The organism is Cytobacillus sp. FSL R7-0696 (assembly GCF_038006865.1).
GTDB classification, from domain to species: Bacteria; Bacillota; Bacilli; order Bacillales; family Cytobacillaceae; genus Cytobacillus; species Cytobacillus kochii.
This window is the reverse complement of the sequence record NZ_JBBOWA010000001.1, coordinates 4070151-4084786: the sequence shown is the minus strand read 5'-3', so window position 1 is coordinate 4084786 and position 14636 is coordinate 4070151. Positions and strand designations below refer to the sequence as shown.

Below are 14636 nucleotides of genomic sequence, written 5' to 3'. Positions count from 1 at the left end.
ATGATAATATATAAGTAAAGATAATTACGCATTATCTTTACTATACATAATAAAATTATGGTTAATAATAAGGAGTTCTCTTCTATGAATGATATGATACCTTTACATAAAATGACTGATAGTCAATACTTACAAGCTTTACAAACTAAGTTACATTCGAGTCATCTTCTTGATGAACATCGCAATCTCATTTTGGAAAAAGCCAGTGATCAAGAATTTTTGGAAATGTTCTTCGTTGTAAAGATTTTTACAACCAATAAAACATTTTCTCCTCATACCCTGAAGGCTTATCGCAGTGATGCGAAAACCTTACTTACTTATATGAATACACATCAACTTTCATTCAAGGAAATTGGTTTCCCGGAAGTGAAAGCTTATAATCGTTACATTAATGAGGCTTATGCAGCCAAGTCAGCGATAAGAAAATTAGAATTTTTTCGTAGAATCTTAGACTTCGGTTATGAAACGCAATTTTATAAAGCGCATCTTTCAACATGGGTATCTAAACCATCAAGTAAAAAAGGTCATTTTAGTGATCAAACATCTGCAGGTGTTGGTATGAGAGAACTGACTGCTTTTGACGCCGAACAACTTATTTCCTGTTTCCCAAAAGTCGTGAAGGCGGAGACAAATCGTGAAGGATTAAAGCAACGCAATTTGTTAATCGGTTACTTATTGTATACAACTGGATTAAGGGCGAGTGAGCTTATCAGTTTGAATTGGGGTAGTTTCCGTTTAAATCGTCGTGGTGCCTTATATGCAGATGTGATTGGAAAGGGAAATAAATTCCGTTCTATTCCTATTCGTGAGGAAACAAAAAAGGTGCTGTTGCAATATCGCGAAACAATAGGTGCTTCAACAAGTTTTTCAAGCGGAGACAACTCTCCTCTCTTTTTTTCTATGTATAATAAACGGGATTTAACTGGAAAGCAGAAAAGACTCACTTATCCTGCACTTTATAAAATTGTGAAAGAAGCGGTGCGGATGGCCGGAAAACAAACTGATATTTCTCCCCATTGGTTCCGCCATACTTTTGTCACGATGTTGTTAGAAAATGATGTACCATTAGCAGTTGTAAAAGATTGGGCAGGACACGCAGATATATCTACGACCAATGTTTATTTAGAACGAATTAATCAAGAGGAAGCATACAAACATCTTGAAAAAGTAAATATTTTCCAATAATACAAATGAAAAAGACAGCCTGGGCGAGCTGTCTTTTTCTCCGTTTGAGGTGAATCAGTTTTTCAGAAGGATTACTATACTATATGTACAAGCAGGGAATGTGGACAAGGACAATGGTCTATTTTTTAAAATTTGGGCTAAACTTAAATTTGATACTCTTTATTTAATTCCTTTAATTTTCGTGCAAGTGAGCTAATCTTTAAACCCTCTTCGTGACTTTGTGCCACTTCCTTCATTAAATGGTTTGAATCCATCACCATTTGCTCAGATTTTGCTAAAGTCTCTTGCGAAATCGCTAAAGCGTATTCTGTTTTGTCCTCCATTTGCGGTAGAATAGTCTGTAAACCAACCAATTGTCGTTTTGATTCATCTATAATGTTACAAACAGAAAGGACTTCTTTCATTAACAAATCGAATGCTGTTCGATTCTTATTCATGATCTCTTTATATTGTAAAAAATGGTTATTCGTTTCTTCAGATTCAAAAAGTGTTCTAGATGAGATGTCTTTCATTGAAATAATATTTTCTTTGACTAATTCAACAGCTTGTGCTGATTTTTCTGCCAAAGCACCGACTTCAGTTGCCACTACCGCAAAACCGCGCCCTGATTCCCCTGCCCGCGCTGCTTCTATGGAAGCATTTAAAGCTAGCAGCTTTGTTTGAGTTGAAATATCTTGTATAACTGAGGTCACCTTTTTAATAGAAGAAAAATAGTTATTCATTTGGGCAACAGTGTGAGTCATTTTTGAAAATGAAGTTGAAAAAGATTCAAATGTGGCGATGACTTTACTTATACTCTCTTCACCATCTACCGCTGTACCTTCCATTGTATATGCTTTTTTCATCATACTATCCATACTATCAAATAATTTATTGGTTTTTTCTTTCATAGATTGAAACTTCTTAATACTCTCTTCAGAACTAATGGCAGTTTGCTCTGCTCCCTGTTTTACCACTTGAATACCGACTAATAATTCTTCATTTTCTAATTTTACTTTATGAGAAATATGATCAAGACTATTGCCTGATTGGGATAAATTGTCTGTAGCATCCATTATATTTGTTAATAACTTCCTCATATGAGCAATCATTGTTTGATAACTATTAATAAGTGAGACAATTTCAGGTGTTGTACTTTCCATTTTTATATCATTTATTAGTTGTCCTTTACTAGCCTGTCTCATCATTATTGTTAACTTTGAAATAGGGTTGGTCAAATTTCTTACTAAAAGAATGACAATCACTCCAGTTACTAACAAACATAAAAGGACTGTTACACCAATAAACTGGCTCATTTCTGTTAATGTTTGTAGATACTGTGATTGAGGTATAGCAATAGTGTAGATTCCCTTTAATTCTTGAATGTTACGAAATGCTATCGTGTAGGTTTCCCCATTCATGTCACGCTCAATGATTCCATTTTGTTGTTGAGTAATAGTTTCAACAACGTTATCAGGAAAGTTAATTGGTCGATTTTCACTGACAGAAAAAGGGTCTGCTCCGTTTTGATTAATCAAAAAGAAATATGCACTGAATCCATCTTGGGCTAATTGTGATTCTTGTCTTCTGATCACTTGATTCAGTTTTGTTGTGTACTCATTCTCGTCATCTATGTATATGAGTAATAAATTTTGGGCAACTTCATAAATATAACTTGTTTCCTTATCAAGTCTTTGTTCCATAAAGCCAATAATAGTTTCTTTTGATTTACTAATAGAAATCATTGTCACTATCGTTGCTGAAAAAAGCAGAATAGTAATAACAATAATCAAGAGTCTTGCTTGTAAAGAAAGTTTTCCAACAATCCCTTTGATGGCGTCTAAAACATTTTCCATATATCTCTCCCCCCTTGTTCTTATTATGAGGGTGAAATATAAAGAGAATGTAAATAATGAGTTATAATTGTTTTAATTCTTTATACCCATTACTAAAGTAGTGAGAATGAAAAGTTGTGCACTCATTCTTAATACATTGAATAATGCAATTTCTGTCATTTTTTAATATTCATTTGACATCAGATGTCATACTACCTTATCATCAATACTATTGGATAAAACTTTTTAAGGGGAGACATCATGGTAAATATTTTAATAGGAATTTTAGGTTTTTTTCTCGTTCTCGGCTTAGCATACCTTATTTCCAATGATAAAAAAAATATCAACTATAAAGCGATTGCTATTATGGTTGTCTTACAGATTATCATTACTTTATTCATGTTCCAAACAACCATTGGTTTAAAGTTAGTTGAATGGATTTCTAATGGCGTTACAACTGTTTTAAATTTTGGTTATGAAGGTATTGATTTTGTATTAGGTGGCTTGGTGCAAGAAGGACAAACAGTCTTCTTTATGAATGTACTTATGCTCATTATTTTTACTTCAGCATTATTATCCATTCTTACTTATATTAGAGTTTTACCTCTAGCTATAAAGTACATTGGTGGGTTTTTAGCGAAAATTACCGGTTTATCAACAGTAGTTACATTCAATAGTATTAACTCCATTTTCTTTGGCCAAAGTGAAGCATTGTTGGCGATTAAATCACATTTGGCAAAAATGAGTGATAACAAACTATTTATTATTAGTACATCAGCAATGGGGAGTGTATCAGCTAGTATTATGGGCTCTTACATGACAATGGTTCCTCCTCAGTATGTTTTAATAGCGATGATTTTGAATTCGCTTTCAGGCTTGATTATCGCGACAATGATAGCTCCGATCAAAAACAACGAAAAAGAAGAAATTGATGTAAAAGACGTAACGGGGTCAAAATCATTGTTCGAAGCGATTTCTAACGGTGCACTTGATGGCGGTAAAGTAGCTTTAATCGTTGCAGCTATGCTTGTTGCCTATATTGCGTTAATGGCTTTACTTAATGCCATGTTTGATGGAATATTTGGTATGGATCTAACAACAATACTAGGTTATATATTTGCTCCTATTGCCTGGTTGATGGGTATACCATCAAATGAAATTATTACAGCAGGATCCATTATGGGAACAAAACTTGCTACAAACGAATTTGTTGCAATGTTACAATTCCAACCACTTATTGGAGAGCTTTCAGAGAAAACAGTTGCGATTATTTCAACATTCTTGATTTCTTTCGCTAACTTTAGTTCAATTGGTATTATTAGTGGTTCGATTCAAGCTATTAATGGTGAAAAAGCGGCAGTCGTTGCTAAATTTGGTTTGAAGATTCTATTAGCAGCAACCATGGCATCTACCTTAACATCCATTATGGTCGGTTTATTTAGTTAAACACGAAAAAAAGGCATAGCGATATATGCCTTTTTTTCGTGTTAAAATCATGAGTTTGTTCAACTGAACCTATACTTACTTTGATTATGTAAGATTACCGCCCTAAGTGCTTATGATAAAAAGATAAAATTGACCAGATGAGTATAGGTAGTGCAAAAGCACCTATAAGCATATAAGCGAGCGTTTTAATTGCATCATTTGGGCCACTTCCATATAACAGAAAAATTGTCAATGCAGCTAAAAATAATATGATTATTGTATTTATGAAAAATACACTTCTTTGTTTCCCTTGTACTTTCCATTTATTTGATTGAATTTTCATTGCTGTCCAAACAGCTGGTACTGCTATGATCGTTAATATTATTGATACAACAGTGAGTATATTTGCTATCATTCCAGTTGTAAATACTGTACCCGTCCAAGAACTTACTGCAAACAACACTAATGCTCCTATTCCCCACCTTGCCGTGTTACTTAAAGATTCTTCATGTTTTTGGGCAAGTGTTTCCTTATCTGAATAAATTGGTTCAGTACCAGGATCGGCGCGAAATAAATGAATACCTGCTTCTGAGTAAACGTGGTTCCAACCTGCGTCTTCAAAATAGCTTAAGTATTCCTCTTCTTCATTTTCTTCTACTGTACGGTAATCAATGCTGTATACATACTCTTTTTTCTCACCTTTCACCAATGTATATCCCATAAAACTTAGCTTTTTAACATGCCACCCTTTAAGAGACTGCTGCCTCAATTTCTCCATATCTTTACTTTCTGCAAATGCTAATCCACCAGACATCATATACTTTGTTTTACTCATTGTCCATTCCTCCCAATCCTTCTTCAGCTAATTGAACCATTAGCTTTCTCACATTCATTTCACCTTTTAATACCACTTTACCTTGATTAGTCAATTCATATACTTTTCTTCTTGAATCCGAACCGTCCTGCAAATAAATCCATTCTTGTTTTAAGAGCTTCTTTATAATCGTATACATCGAGGCTGGTCCAATGGCTATTCTCCCCTGTGTAGTCTCTTCGATCAAAGACATAATTGCATATCCATGCCTTGGACGGGTTAGTGCCGTCATAATATAAAACATAGAATCGGTTATCTGCCCTTCTGATTTCAATTTACATCATCCTTAATATATTCTTTTTTGATATATCACAAATGGATATATTCATAATATATCATTTTGTGATATAAGTGTCTATAGTTATATCATAAAATGATATAATTTTTATATAAAAAAAGCTTCCTTCAACATAAAGAAGCATTCTAGTCAATATTAACAACGAACATATCTTTGCAATTTTAATTTCTTTTACCCATACATTGCACATTACTTCAAAGGATATACCATCAACCAATTACTATCCTTATTCATTTTCCTCACTTTCGTAAACCCAACTTTTTCATAACAAGCAATAGCACGATGATTGTTTGTCGCAGTATCTAAAATAACCATCTTTGCTTCTGTTCTTTGCGCAATGTATTTAACAAATAGTTTCACCATTCTTGTTCCAATACCTTTTCCGAAAAGCATTGGTTCACCGATGAACTGATCGATTCCATAGATCAGTTCATTGTCCCCAAATCCAAAATATTCATTTTCATTATCTACCTGATAATACTGCATAAATCCAATCGGTTGATCTTTGAGTTCTACGATAAATGGCAGGACATTAATTTCGCCGTCTATACGAGGACCGTATTTCTCTTTCACCATTTCTAGAGAAAAAGGTTCATTAACATCTCCGTAGAATGTCAATACTTCTTTCGTACTTAACCATTTCCTCATATACAGATAGTCATTTTTAGACATTTTTCTTATATATAAATCATTTTCCTTCAACATGAACTCTCCTGTTCAAGATATAGAGTGACCTCTCGCACGCATAAAAGCAGATATGTTTGAACCACCAACCTACCGAATAAGAAAAGTCTCCCCTTGGAAAAATAATCGTATCTTAACTGTTCCAAAGAGAAACAACTGAAATTCCGGTTATTTATTCACATGTTTATCCGTACACATACCCACTTAATAGGACGGAATTTTCAGTTAATAAATTACACACTATTTCTTAAAGTCCTTATCTATCAAAGGTTTACCATCTGGATCAACCATAACAGTTAATCCACTGACCGGACCTGCATAATGGAACATATACATCACTCCGGTTTCATTATCCCGAATAATCTTGAAATTTTCTATTTTCCCTTGAGAATAAATTGTTTCAAAACGTTTATTATCCATCACTCAACGCTCCCTACATCTTTTTTAATGAAGTTCCTCTGAGGTAATGTAGCTCTAAATAAGTTTCATTAACTTATTTTTACCATAAAACCACCTACTGAACAATGCACATTTCAAAGCATTTTTACTTTAGAGATTAAATCAAAAATTTTTATAAATAATTCTGAATAATAATGAGTTACTCCTTTAAAGTGATATAGCAGTCTAAATTATTGTTATTCTATTCAGTTAAAGACCAATCAACGTCTGTATTGAGTGAAACTAGAAATTACCTAAAAAAAAAGCTTGTTAACTTCGAAAGCTAACAAGCCAAAAATGATCCTATTCTGGTTTTCTTTTTTGATCTTTATTTCGTTTATTCCCCTTACTATTATCACCACTTATTGCGCTTTGAGTTCCTTGCGGTGAGCTTTGGTTCTTACTGCCGTTATTAGGTACTTTCGTCAAACTGCTTCACTCCCTTCTATTAAGGAGTATTGTGGACCTTTCGAGAAAATTCTATACAAAAAAGAGTCCAGTCACACCCAAGACCTCCTCTTATCAAATCACGGGGCGAGTAATTCCATATGTATAATGATATATAGACATCAATTGTTAAAGTTCGCTTCCTAGCTGAATGAAAACAGTAGACTTCCTTTGTGGCTTTTAGGAATCGGCTTTGTTCTTTTATTCAATAGTATCTAATTGGTGTAGAGATCGGTCGGTCTTTCGTTTTCAAATCTTGTTCCTATTTTCTAGCTTAAATGAAATAACTTCTAGCGTGTTATCGAATTTTATTATTGGTCTATTGTTTTTTTGAATGATAGCCAGTGTTTTCTTCCTCAAAGCAAGAAAAACAAATCATTTTACCATCATCTTCAAGAACACCACCTAAAAATCCACCATGACAATAAATCCCCTCACCACAACTACTACATTTACCAAGATACTCTTTTTCCATAATACCTCCTTAATATAAGAGTTCGACCTTTTTAGAACAGACTTTAAAAAACTTTATATTGTCTTTTATAGATACAGTTCAATCAAATGGATTCAATTAAAACTTATTGTTATATATATTTAGACAACGGGCAAACATATTCCCTCAAGTTTGAGGTTACTGATGAGATTTTTAGGCAAACTTAAGGTTTTTGAATTTTCAATAAGAAGAAATGAGTAAACATCTGGAAAAGTAAGGGGAAATTTATTTAAGTATAGAAAAAACGTATATTACCTACAAAGAACACGAAAATAAGCCCGGAATAAACATGTTAAGTAATTTTTAAAAAGCTACGTGTAATGCTTAGTTCTATTTTGTTAATAAGGAGGGCTTATCGACTGTTTCGTAACAATTAAAAATAACTTTGCAACGTCTCATCTCCAATCTCAGAGATGTGTGAAAGTTGTATCATTTTTTATAACCCGTGTTTTTAATATTTTTAAAATGTTGGGCTTGCCAATTACTTTGTTCGTCCATTACTAAATCAATTATAGTAATAGTCTTGAAAATAATAAGTAAGAAACCTCATTATCTAAAATGAAGTTTCTTTACTTTACTATACTTAAATGCTCATTACGCCACCTTTTGATGCATTTGTTACCAGTTTGGAGTACCTTCCTAACCAGCCATTTTTAATCTTTGGTTCAAATGGTTGTAATGATTTTTTTCGGTTAGCTAATTCTTCATCAGATAATTTTACGTTCATCGTTCTGTTAGGTAAGTCGATCACAATGATATCTCCATTTTCAATAAGTGCGATTGGACCACCCTCAGCAGCTTCTGGAGAAATATGACCAATGGAAATTCCACGTGATGCTCCGGAAAAACGACCGTCTGTTAGCAAAGCAACTGAACTACCTAATCCTCGACCCATAATGGCTGAAGTTGGTGCTAGCATTTCCGGCATTCCTGGACCACCTTTAGGTCCCTCATACCTGATGACAACAACATGGCCTTCTCTTACAGCTCCATTATCGATTGCTTGTTGTGCTTCTTCTTGTGACTCAAAAACAATTGCTTCTCCTTCGAACTCTTGAATCGTTGGGTCCACTGCGCCGACTTTGATGACAGCACCTTCAGGGGCGATATTTCCATATAAAATGGAAAGGCCACCAACTGGGCTATAGGGATTATCTTTAGGACGTATAACCTGTTCATTAGTAATATCATGTCCACTTACCAACTCACCCATTGTTTTACCTGTAATCGTTATTCTCTCTGGATGAATGGCATTTGGAATTTTCGTTAATTCATTAATGATTGCACTAATGCCCCCAGCTTTATTAATATCATCCATTGAATAATCTGACGCTGGCATAATTTTTGCTAAATATGGAACACGGGTAGCGATTTTATTAATATCTTCAAGATTATAATCAATACCAGCTTCATTTGCGATTGCCAAAGTGTGAAGCACTGTATTAGTCGAACCACCCATCGCCATATCTAAAGCAAAGGCATCATCAATGGCTTCTTTCGTAATGATGTCACGTGGTTTCACATCTTCTTCAATCATGCGAACTAAATGTTTAGCAGCTTCATAGATTAACTCTTTTCGTTTCGCACTTGTTGCGACAATCGATCCGTTACCGGGAAGAGCGACACCTAGCATTTCCATTAAGCAGTTCATTGAATTAGCTGTAAACATCCCTGAACAAGACCCACATGTTGGACACGCATTATTTTCAATATCATTGAACTCTTCTTCTGTCATTTTTCCTGACTTAAAAGCTCCTACTCCTTCGAAAACAGATGTTAATGAAAGTTGTTTTCCGCTTGCACTCGTTCCTGCTTCCATCGGCCCACCTGAAACAAAGACGGAAGGGACATTTGTACGCGCGGCTGCCATTAACATACCAGGAGTGATCTTGTCACAGTTTGGAATATAAAAGACGCCATCAAACCAGTGGGCATTAATAACGGTTTCCGCACTATCAGCAATTAACTCTCTGCTAGGTAAGGAATAACGCATACCAATATGCCCCATGGCTATTCCATCATCAACACCGATTGTATTAAATTCAAAGGGAATGCCACCTGCTTCAATGATTGCTTCTTTAACCACATCTGCAAATTCTCGTAAATGAACATGTCCAGGAATAATATCAATATATGAATTACATACACCAATAAATGGTTTCTCTAAATCTTTTGCTTTTACTTTTCCTGTCGCATATAAAAGACTACGGTGAGGAGCTCTATCTACTCCAAGTTTAATCGTATCGCTTCTTCTCATTTACAACCACACCTTCAATTTTCATTATTTTGATTATTTGTATAATGTATTGTAAAACGTATGTTGTCTGCTGTCAATAACGTTGTTAGACAAAAAGAGCATCTTTTATAAAAAGATGCTCTTTTTTGCTTTTTTATTCAATTCCTAATTCACTCATTGCATGTAATATATGAATTTTCATCGCACTTCTTGCTCCCTCAGGGTTACGATTCTTCATAAAATCCATAATCATTTGATGATCATTCAATGTATCTTTAATTGCAACTTCTTTTTCGACTGATAAAATCACCCCTTTATCGATGGCTTGATAAATGACAGGCATGAGCTTTTCCATAAATTCATTATGGGTCGCTTTAACAATTGATTGATGAAATTTCTGCTCTTCAGCCGTTCGATCTTGCTTCTTTTTAATCTTCTCTTCAATTTGTAATCCATAATCGATAATTCTTTTCATTTCTTGGTCACTTGCTCGAATGGTCGCATAGTATGCAGCTTCTGGTTCAAATATTAAGCGCATTTCATACAAATCTTTCGCATTAATTTTTGCATCTGTAAGCAATCCGAAATGTTGCATATGGTCAATATCCAAAGCTTCTTTTATAAAAGTCCCTCTACCTCTTTTGATTTCGACAATGCCATTTGTAACAAGGATTCTAATCGCTTCTCTTAAAGTAGTTCGACTAATATTCAATTCTTCCGATAATACATTTTCGTTAGGTAGCTTATCTCCAGGTTGAAAACGTTTCTCAATGACAATCATAGAGATAATGTCATCAGCGATGGAATCGGATAATCTTTTTTGAGTCATATATTTGTCCACACCTTATTTAGTATTAATATAGAATATAGTGTAAACGATCATTTATGTAAATGCTTATTTTTTGCGAAATGAAAAACCATGAATGCTGTTGGGTTATATAAAAGTTTGATCAAATGCACGTCTTATTATGTTAATTTCCCAAATATAAAAGAGCCTGTTTTTGAAAAAAAGTTTGATAAAAACAGGCTCTTTAAACATTTTACGAAGACGATTTTTATAAAAAAAGTTTGATCATTTTCTACCTTTGTTGCTCAACAATCGCGCCCTATAATTGAATAACCTTTTTTAAATATTACGTATTTTATTTCCTTCTACTAAGGCTTTCAAATTTTCTAAAGAGGTAGCAAAACCTTCCGAATTCATTGTTACTCTTGTTCCATTGGATTCATCTTTTAATGTAATTGATATTAGAATTTGTTGTGAATCTAAACGAAAGGCAAATTCCTGATAGGTAACAACATTCTCAATTGTTAAGGTCATTGGAAGTTTCTTGTAAGGTTATTATGTACACTAGGTATTAACGTAAAAGTAATTTTCTCACCAACATTCAGACTAGGAATTTCCCAAGGTGAACCAGGTGCATACCACTGTGAAAGTTTATCTTCATTTATTATTGCGTTCCAAACTTTCTCTTTCTTGCTAACAATCCAAACAGAACTCTTATCTTCTTCATTACCCATAATTCTTACCCTCCCTTAATTTGAATTAATTATTTTAAGCCTTATACAAAAGTAATGTCCTATTGCTTAATACCAATTATTTCAAAATATACAAACTAACTCAAATCATTTAAGAGAGCTTTCCTTGTTCTTGAAAAGCGCCCTATTGCGGAATATCACTAGGTAAAGTAGCTGAATTGTTGATAGTTACTTTCCATGAAATTATTGTGGTACTATCACGTACATTATTTTCCTTAATTTCTTCTAATAATCTTTTAACACCATATTGATTGGTTATCCCTTCGAAGGTATTAAATATTTCAAATGGGTTGTCAAAATTAGTATTTGGGCACTCAATAAGCCCATCTGTTGTTAAGAAAATATGATTTTCTCCTTTCCGTAATTCTTTCCTTCCAGAACTGTAACAAGGTACAGCTAAATTAAAAGTATTCTTTTGTCCTACCCACTCATAAAAACTTCTATGATTCTGTTGAAATTCTCCTAGTGCTTTAAGTTCAGGATGAAACAAATAAAGAATGCAATCTCCTATCGATAGCCACCAAAGGAATTTTCCTTTCCTAACAACAAATAGGCAAGCAGTTTCTCCTTGGACATTTTGATTAGCTTCTCGAAAGCTTTGACCCTTAAAAATATTTAGAATGAAGGTGGATATGGTGTCGAAAGCTTCTACTGTCTGCATTTTTAAGATTTGTTGCACTGAGTCTCTTTCTTTTTCAAAGGTTTTAAGAACTAATTCTGCACTTTGTGCTGTATTATGAGCATCAAGAATAATAACAAACTCCCAATCTTCTTCTTGATTAACCCAAATTAAACATCCATCTTCATTCTTAAATTGCCCAGTTGAAGAGTTACCACCAAAATGACCTATTACAATATCGTTGTTCAACAATTCAGTGTGAACTTCATCTACATAATGTTTTTGGCTTCCTACCCATTGATAACCACTCATGATTAATCACCTTGTATTCATATTGGTCAACTATTTTTTAATATACAAAAGAAAATAAAACGATTTATAACCTAAGAAAAGCACCCTTTTCATGCAGAATAGCTGCCAATTCCTTATTTCGGAAATATAATTTCGTTATTTATCCAACTTTACTTGCTATTAAAATATCTGTTATCTCGTCAACACAATTAACTATATGTGTAGGGTTAGTATCACTTAATTCTTTAAATGAACCATATCCATAAGTTACTCCGATAGAGTCAATACCAATATTATTTGCACCAATCATATCGTCTTTTCTGTCACCAATCATAATAAAATCATCTAACCTATGCTCATTGTACTTATCAAGTATGTATTGAATAATTTCAGTTTTTGATGTTCGTGTTCCGTCTAGATTACTTCCAACAACAAGATCAAAATAATGGTCAATGTTAAAATACTTTAGTATTTGTTCAGAAAATACAGTAGGCTTTGAAGTTGCAACAACTAAAATATATTGTTGTTCTTTTAATGATTTTAGTAGAAAAGGAATTTCCGAATATAGGTCATTCTCAAACATACCCTTATCCTTGAACCTTTCCCTGTAAAAATGAATTGCCTTTTGTGTACTTCCTTCATCAAAGTCGTAATATTCAGCAAATGACACTTGAAGTGGTGGACCGATAAAACATTCAAGTTTATTGATATTAGGTTCATCAATGTCCATTTTCTTTAACGCATATTGAACAGATTTAGTTATACCTATTTTTGGGTCTGAAAGTGTTCCATCTAAATCAAATAAAATTATCTTATATTTGTTCATATAAAGCTTCCTTTCTGTATCAATTACCTTCCTCATTTTACCATAAAAACTCAGAATTATTTAAATTTATTATCAAACTGTCCCGTTTACTCGATAATTCTTGCTCCATTAAATGGCCCGATTGCTGAACAAAAAGTCCTGCATCAATACAGGACTTTTGATCAAACTTTATTATAAGTTATCAAACTTTTTTATAAATTATCGAACTTTTTTACAACTTATAAATTTTATTTTAAATCAACAAATGCGAGAACATTCGTGGAAAGAATTTATTCATTATTGGTTGTTACTAGTGGCGCGTTTTCGTCTTGCACCCATTCTGTCATGGAACCATCGTATACAGCGACATCTTTACGGCCTAGTGTATATAGAATGAAAGCATTCCATGTAGCAGCAATCCCACCGCCACAATATGTGATGACTTTTTTAGATTGATCAAATACACCGGTCGGCTCAAAAATTTCACGTAATTTTTCTTCATCTTTAATGAGAAGTGATTCATCATCTGATAAGTCGGCAAAGAAGACATTTTTACTATTAGGAATATGACCGGGACGACCGTAAGTGTTTTTCTTACCACTAAAGACATCTGGTGATAAACAATTCATAATAATCATGTTTGGATCATCTATCGCTTTTTTGACATCTTCTTTTGTAGCTAATAATTCCCGTCTTCTTCTACCATTAAAAGTTGCTTTTGGATAATATTCAATCCCAGACTTAATTTCTCTACCTTCTTCTTTCCATTTTCTAAACCCGCCGTTTAAGATTGAGACATTATCAAATCCTTCGAAGCGAAGTTGCCACCAAACACGTGATGCCCAATCAGATGCGGCATTCGGGGAGCCGACTTCAGCGATTTTGTCATAAATAATCACATGCGTACCATCACCAACACCCAATTTTTCAATCCCTTCTACGAACCTTTCTCGAGATGGCAATGTAAATGCTTTTGGATCATCTGGGTTTGCTAATTCGTTTACTACATCCGCATGCACAGCACCCGGAATATGCTCTTCTTTATATGCGTCTCGTCCGTTCGTTACAGAGTAAAGTCCATCACCATCTGGTAACTTTAAGAAAGTCGTCGCGTCTAGTATGCGGATATTTTCATCATTTAAATGTTCCTCTAACCATTGGGTTGAAACAATTGGTGGAATCGTTTTGGTCATACTCTTCTCTCCTCTTTCGATTTTTGATTAATATAACATTATACCCATCTGTTTACAAGGAATTAGGTTTGCAATGTTCATTTTTATGAAACAAACCATTATATTTTCATATTCCCTATTTACAAAGGTTAGAAACATTGATAAAAGCTTTATCATAGAAATCATTATTTATGAAAGCTTTCGAGCAAAAAACAATCTCCCGAAACCTGTTCATTGAATGGAGAGAATGAAATGAAGTAAAGACATTCGACATTCATACCAATAATTATAAGAAAATATCTTTTCGATTCGTCTC

The 14636-nt window shown here is 33.8% G+C and carries 16 protein-coding genes; 2 read left to right on the top strand and 14 right to left on the bottom strand.

Annotation, left to right across the window (positions count from 1 at the left end):
- Window positions 1–84: 84 nt before the first annotated feature.
- Window positions 85–1185 carry a tyrosine-type recombinase/integrase gene (locus tag MKX29_RS20880; protein WP_224936454.1) on the top strand — a complete coding sequence of 367 codons (1101 nt, stop codon included), beginning with the start codon at window positions 85–87 and terminating at the stop codon, window positions 1183–1185.
- Between the two features lie 143 nt (window positions 1186–1328).
- Here the strand turns inward: MKX29_RS20880 and MKX29_RS20875 are convergent, their stop codons facing one another.
- Entirely contained in the window at window positions 1329–3020 is a 1692-nt protein-coding gene (locus tag MKX29_RS20875) for a methyl-accepting chemotaxis protein (RefSeq protein ID WP_341107497.1), read from the bottom strand.
- A gap of 240 nt (window positions 3021–3260) precedes the next feature.
- Between MKX29_RS20875 and MKX29_RS20870 the strand changes: the two genes are divergently transcribed.
- A complete protein-coding gene (locus tag MKX29_RS20870) occupies window positions 3261–4445 on the top strand; it encodes a NupC/NupG family nucleoside CNT transporter (protein WP_224936456.1) in 1185 nt (394 codons plus the stop codon).
- 94 nt (window positions 4446–4539) lie between these two features.
- On the opposite strand, the gene MKX29_RS20865 is transcribed toward MKX29_RS20870, so the two are convergent.
- From MKX29_RS20865 to MKX29_RS20805, 13 genes are all read right to left on the bottom strand, one after another.
- Entirely contained in the window at window positions 4540–5259 is a 720-nt protein-coding gene (locus MKX29_RS20865) for a DUF2812 domain-containing protein (RefSeq protein WP_341107495.1), read from the bottom strand.
- Window positions 5252–5572, bottom strand: coding sequence for a PadR family transcriptional regulator (locus MKX29_RS20860; RefSeq protein ID WP_341107493.1), 321 nt, complete (start codon window positions 5570–5572; stop codon window positions 5252–5254). Before MKX29_RS20860 ends, MKX29_RS20865 begins: the two co-directional genes overlap by 8 nt.
- A 213-nt stretch (window positions 5573–5785) precedes the next feature.
- Complete coding sequence (locus MKX29_RS20855; RefSeq protein WP_404826586.1) at window positions 5786–6301, bottom strand: GNAT family N-acetyltransferase; 516 nt, start codon at window positions 6299–6301, stop codon at window positions 5786–5788.
- A 219-nt stretch (window positions 6302–6520) separates the two neighbouring features.
- Window positions 6521–6700 carry a DUF6440 family protein gene (locus MKX29_RS20850; protein ID WP_095373273.1) on the bottom strand — a complete coding sequence of 60 codons (180 nt, stop codon included), beginning with the start codon at window positions 6698–6700 and terminating at the stop codon, window positions 6521–6523.
- 321 nt (window positions 6701–7021) lie between these two features.
- Window positions 7022–7147: a hypothetical protein gene (locus MKX29_RS20845; protein WP_281203241.1), complete on the bottom strand. Its 126-nt coding sequence runs from the start codon at window positions 7145–7147 to the stop codon at window positions 7022–7024.
- A 337-nt stretch (window positions 7148–7484) separates the two neighbouring features.
- Complete coding sequence (locus tag MKX29_RS20840; RefSeq protein WP_251161626.1) at window positions 7485–7640, bottom strand: hypothetical protein; 156 nt, start codon at window positions 7638–7640, stop codon at window positions 7485–7487.
- 601 nt (window positions 7641–8241) lie between these two features.
- A complete protein-coding gene (gene ilvD / locus MKX29_RS20835) occupies window positions 8242–9915 on the bottom strand; it encodes a dihydroxy-acid dehydratase (RefSeq protein ID WP_224936462.1) in 1674 nt (557 codons plus the stop codon).
- A gap of 133 nt (window positions 9916–10048) precedes the next feature.
- The gene (locus MKX29_RS20830) at window positions 10049–10723 is read right to left on the bottom strand and encodes a FadR/GntR family transcriptional regulator (RefSeq protein WP_224936463.1); all 675 of its coding nucleotides are present in this window, start codon (window positions 10721–10723) and stop codon (window positions 10049–10051) included.
- A 297-nt stretch (window positions 10724–11020) separates the two neighbouring features.
- The gene (locus tag MKX29_RS20825) at window positions 11021–11215 is read right to left on the bottom strand and encodes a hypothetical protein (protein WP_341107487.1); all 195 of its coding nucleotides are present in this window, start codon (window positions 11213–11215) and stop codon (window positions 11021–11023) included.
- Entirely contained in the window at window positions 11212–11415 is a 204-nt protein-coding gene (locus MKX29_RS20820) for a hypothetical protein (RefSeq protein ID WP_341107485.1), read from the bottom strand. The genes MKX29_RS20825 and MKX29_RS20820 overlap by 4 nt, the downstream gene beginning before the upstream one ends.
- Before the next feature lie 142 nt (window positions 11416–11557).
- The gene (locus MKX29_RS20815) at window positions 11558–12364 is read right to left on the bottom strand and encodes a protein phosphatase 2C domain-containing protein (RefSeq protein WP_341107483.1); all 807 of its coding nucleotides are present in this window, start codon (window positions 12362–12364) and stop codon (window positions 11558–11560) included.
- Window positions 12365–12503: 139 nt separating this feature from the next.
- On the bottom strand, window positions 12504–13169 hold the full coding sequence (locus MKX29_RS20810; RefSeq protein WP_341107481.1) for an HAD family hydrolase: 666 nt from the start codon (window positions 13167–13169) through the stop codon (window positions 12504–12506).
- A 269-nt stretch (window positions 13170–13438) separates the two neighbouring features.
- Complete coding sequence (locus MKX29_RS20805) at window positions 13439–14341, bottom strand: sulfurtransferase (RefSeq protein ID WP_340974964.1); 903 nt, start codon at window positions 14339–14341, stop codon at window positions 13439–13441.
- Window positions 14342–14636: the final 295 nt, after the last annotated feature.

Bases quoted from the DNA above. Each gene is read 5' to 3' on its own strand.
- MKX29_RS20810 (WP_341107481.1), bottom strand. From the start codon at position 13,169: ATGAACAAATATAAGATAATTTTATTTGATTTAGATGGAACACTTTCA.
- MKX29_RS20805 (WP_340974964.1), bottom strand. From the start codon at position 14,341: ATGACCAAAACGATTCCACCAATTGTTTCAACCCAATGGTTAGAGGAA.
- MKX29_RS20870 (WP_224936456.1), top strand. From the start codon at position 3,261: ATGGTAAATATTTTAATAGGAATTTTAGGTTTTTTTCTCGTTCTCGGC.
- MKX29_RS20880 (WP_224936454.1), top strand. From the start codon at position 85: ATGAATGATATGATACCTTTACATAAAATGACTGATAGTCAATACTTA.
- MKX29_RS20865 (WP_341107495.1), bottom strand. From the start codon at position 5,259: ATGAGTAAAACAAAGTATATGATGTCTGGTGGATTAGCATTTGCAGAA.
- ilvD (WP_224936462.1), bottom strand. From the start codon at position 9,915: ATGAGAAGAAGCGATACGATTAAACTTGGAGTAGATAGAGCTCCTCAC.
- MKX29_RS20875 (WP_341107497.1), bottom strand. From the start codon at position 3,020: ATGGAAAATGTTTTAGACGCCATCAAAGGGATTGTTGGAAAACTTTCT.
- MKX29_RS20855 (WP_404826586.1), bottom strand. From the start codon at position 6,301: ATGTTGAAGGAAAATGATTTATATATAAGAAAAATGTCTAAAAATGAC.
- MKX29_RS20820 (WP_341107485.1), bottom strand. From the start codon at position 11,415: ATGGGTAATGAAGAAGATAAGAGTTCTGTTTGGATTGTTAGCAAGAAA.
- MKX29_RS20830 (WP_224936463.1), bottom strand. From the start codon at position 10,723: ATGACTCAAAAAAGATTATCCGATTCCATCGCTGATGACATTATCTCT.
- MKX29_RS20840 (WP_251161626.1), bottom strand. From the start codon at position 7,640: ATGGAAAAAGAGTATCTTGGTAAATGTAGTAGTTGTGGTGAGGGGATT.
- MKX29_RS20815 (WP_341107483.1), bottom strand. From the start codon at position 12,364: ATGAGTGGTTATCAATGGGTAGGAAGCCAAAAACATTATGTAGATGAA.
- MKX29_RS20850 (WP_095373273.1), bottom strand. From the start codon at position 6,700: ATGGATAATAAACGTTTTGAAACAATTTATTCTCAAGGGAAAATAGAA.
- MKX29_RS20825 (WP_341107487.1), bottom strand. From the start codon at position 11,215: ATGACCTTAACAATTGAGAATGTTGTTACCTATCAGGAATTTGCCTTT.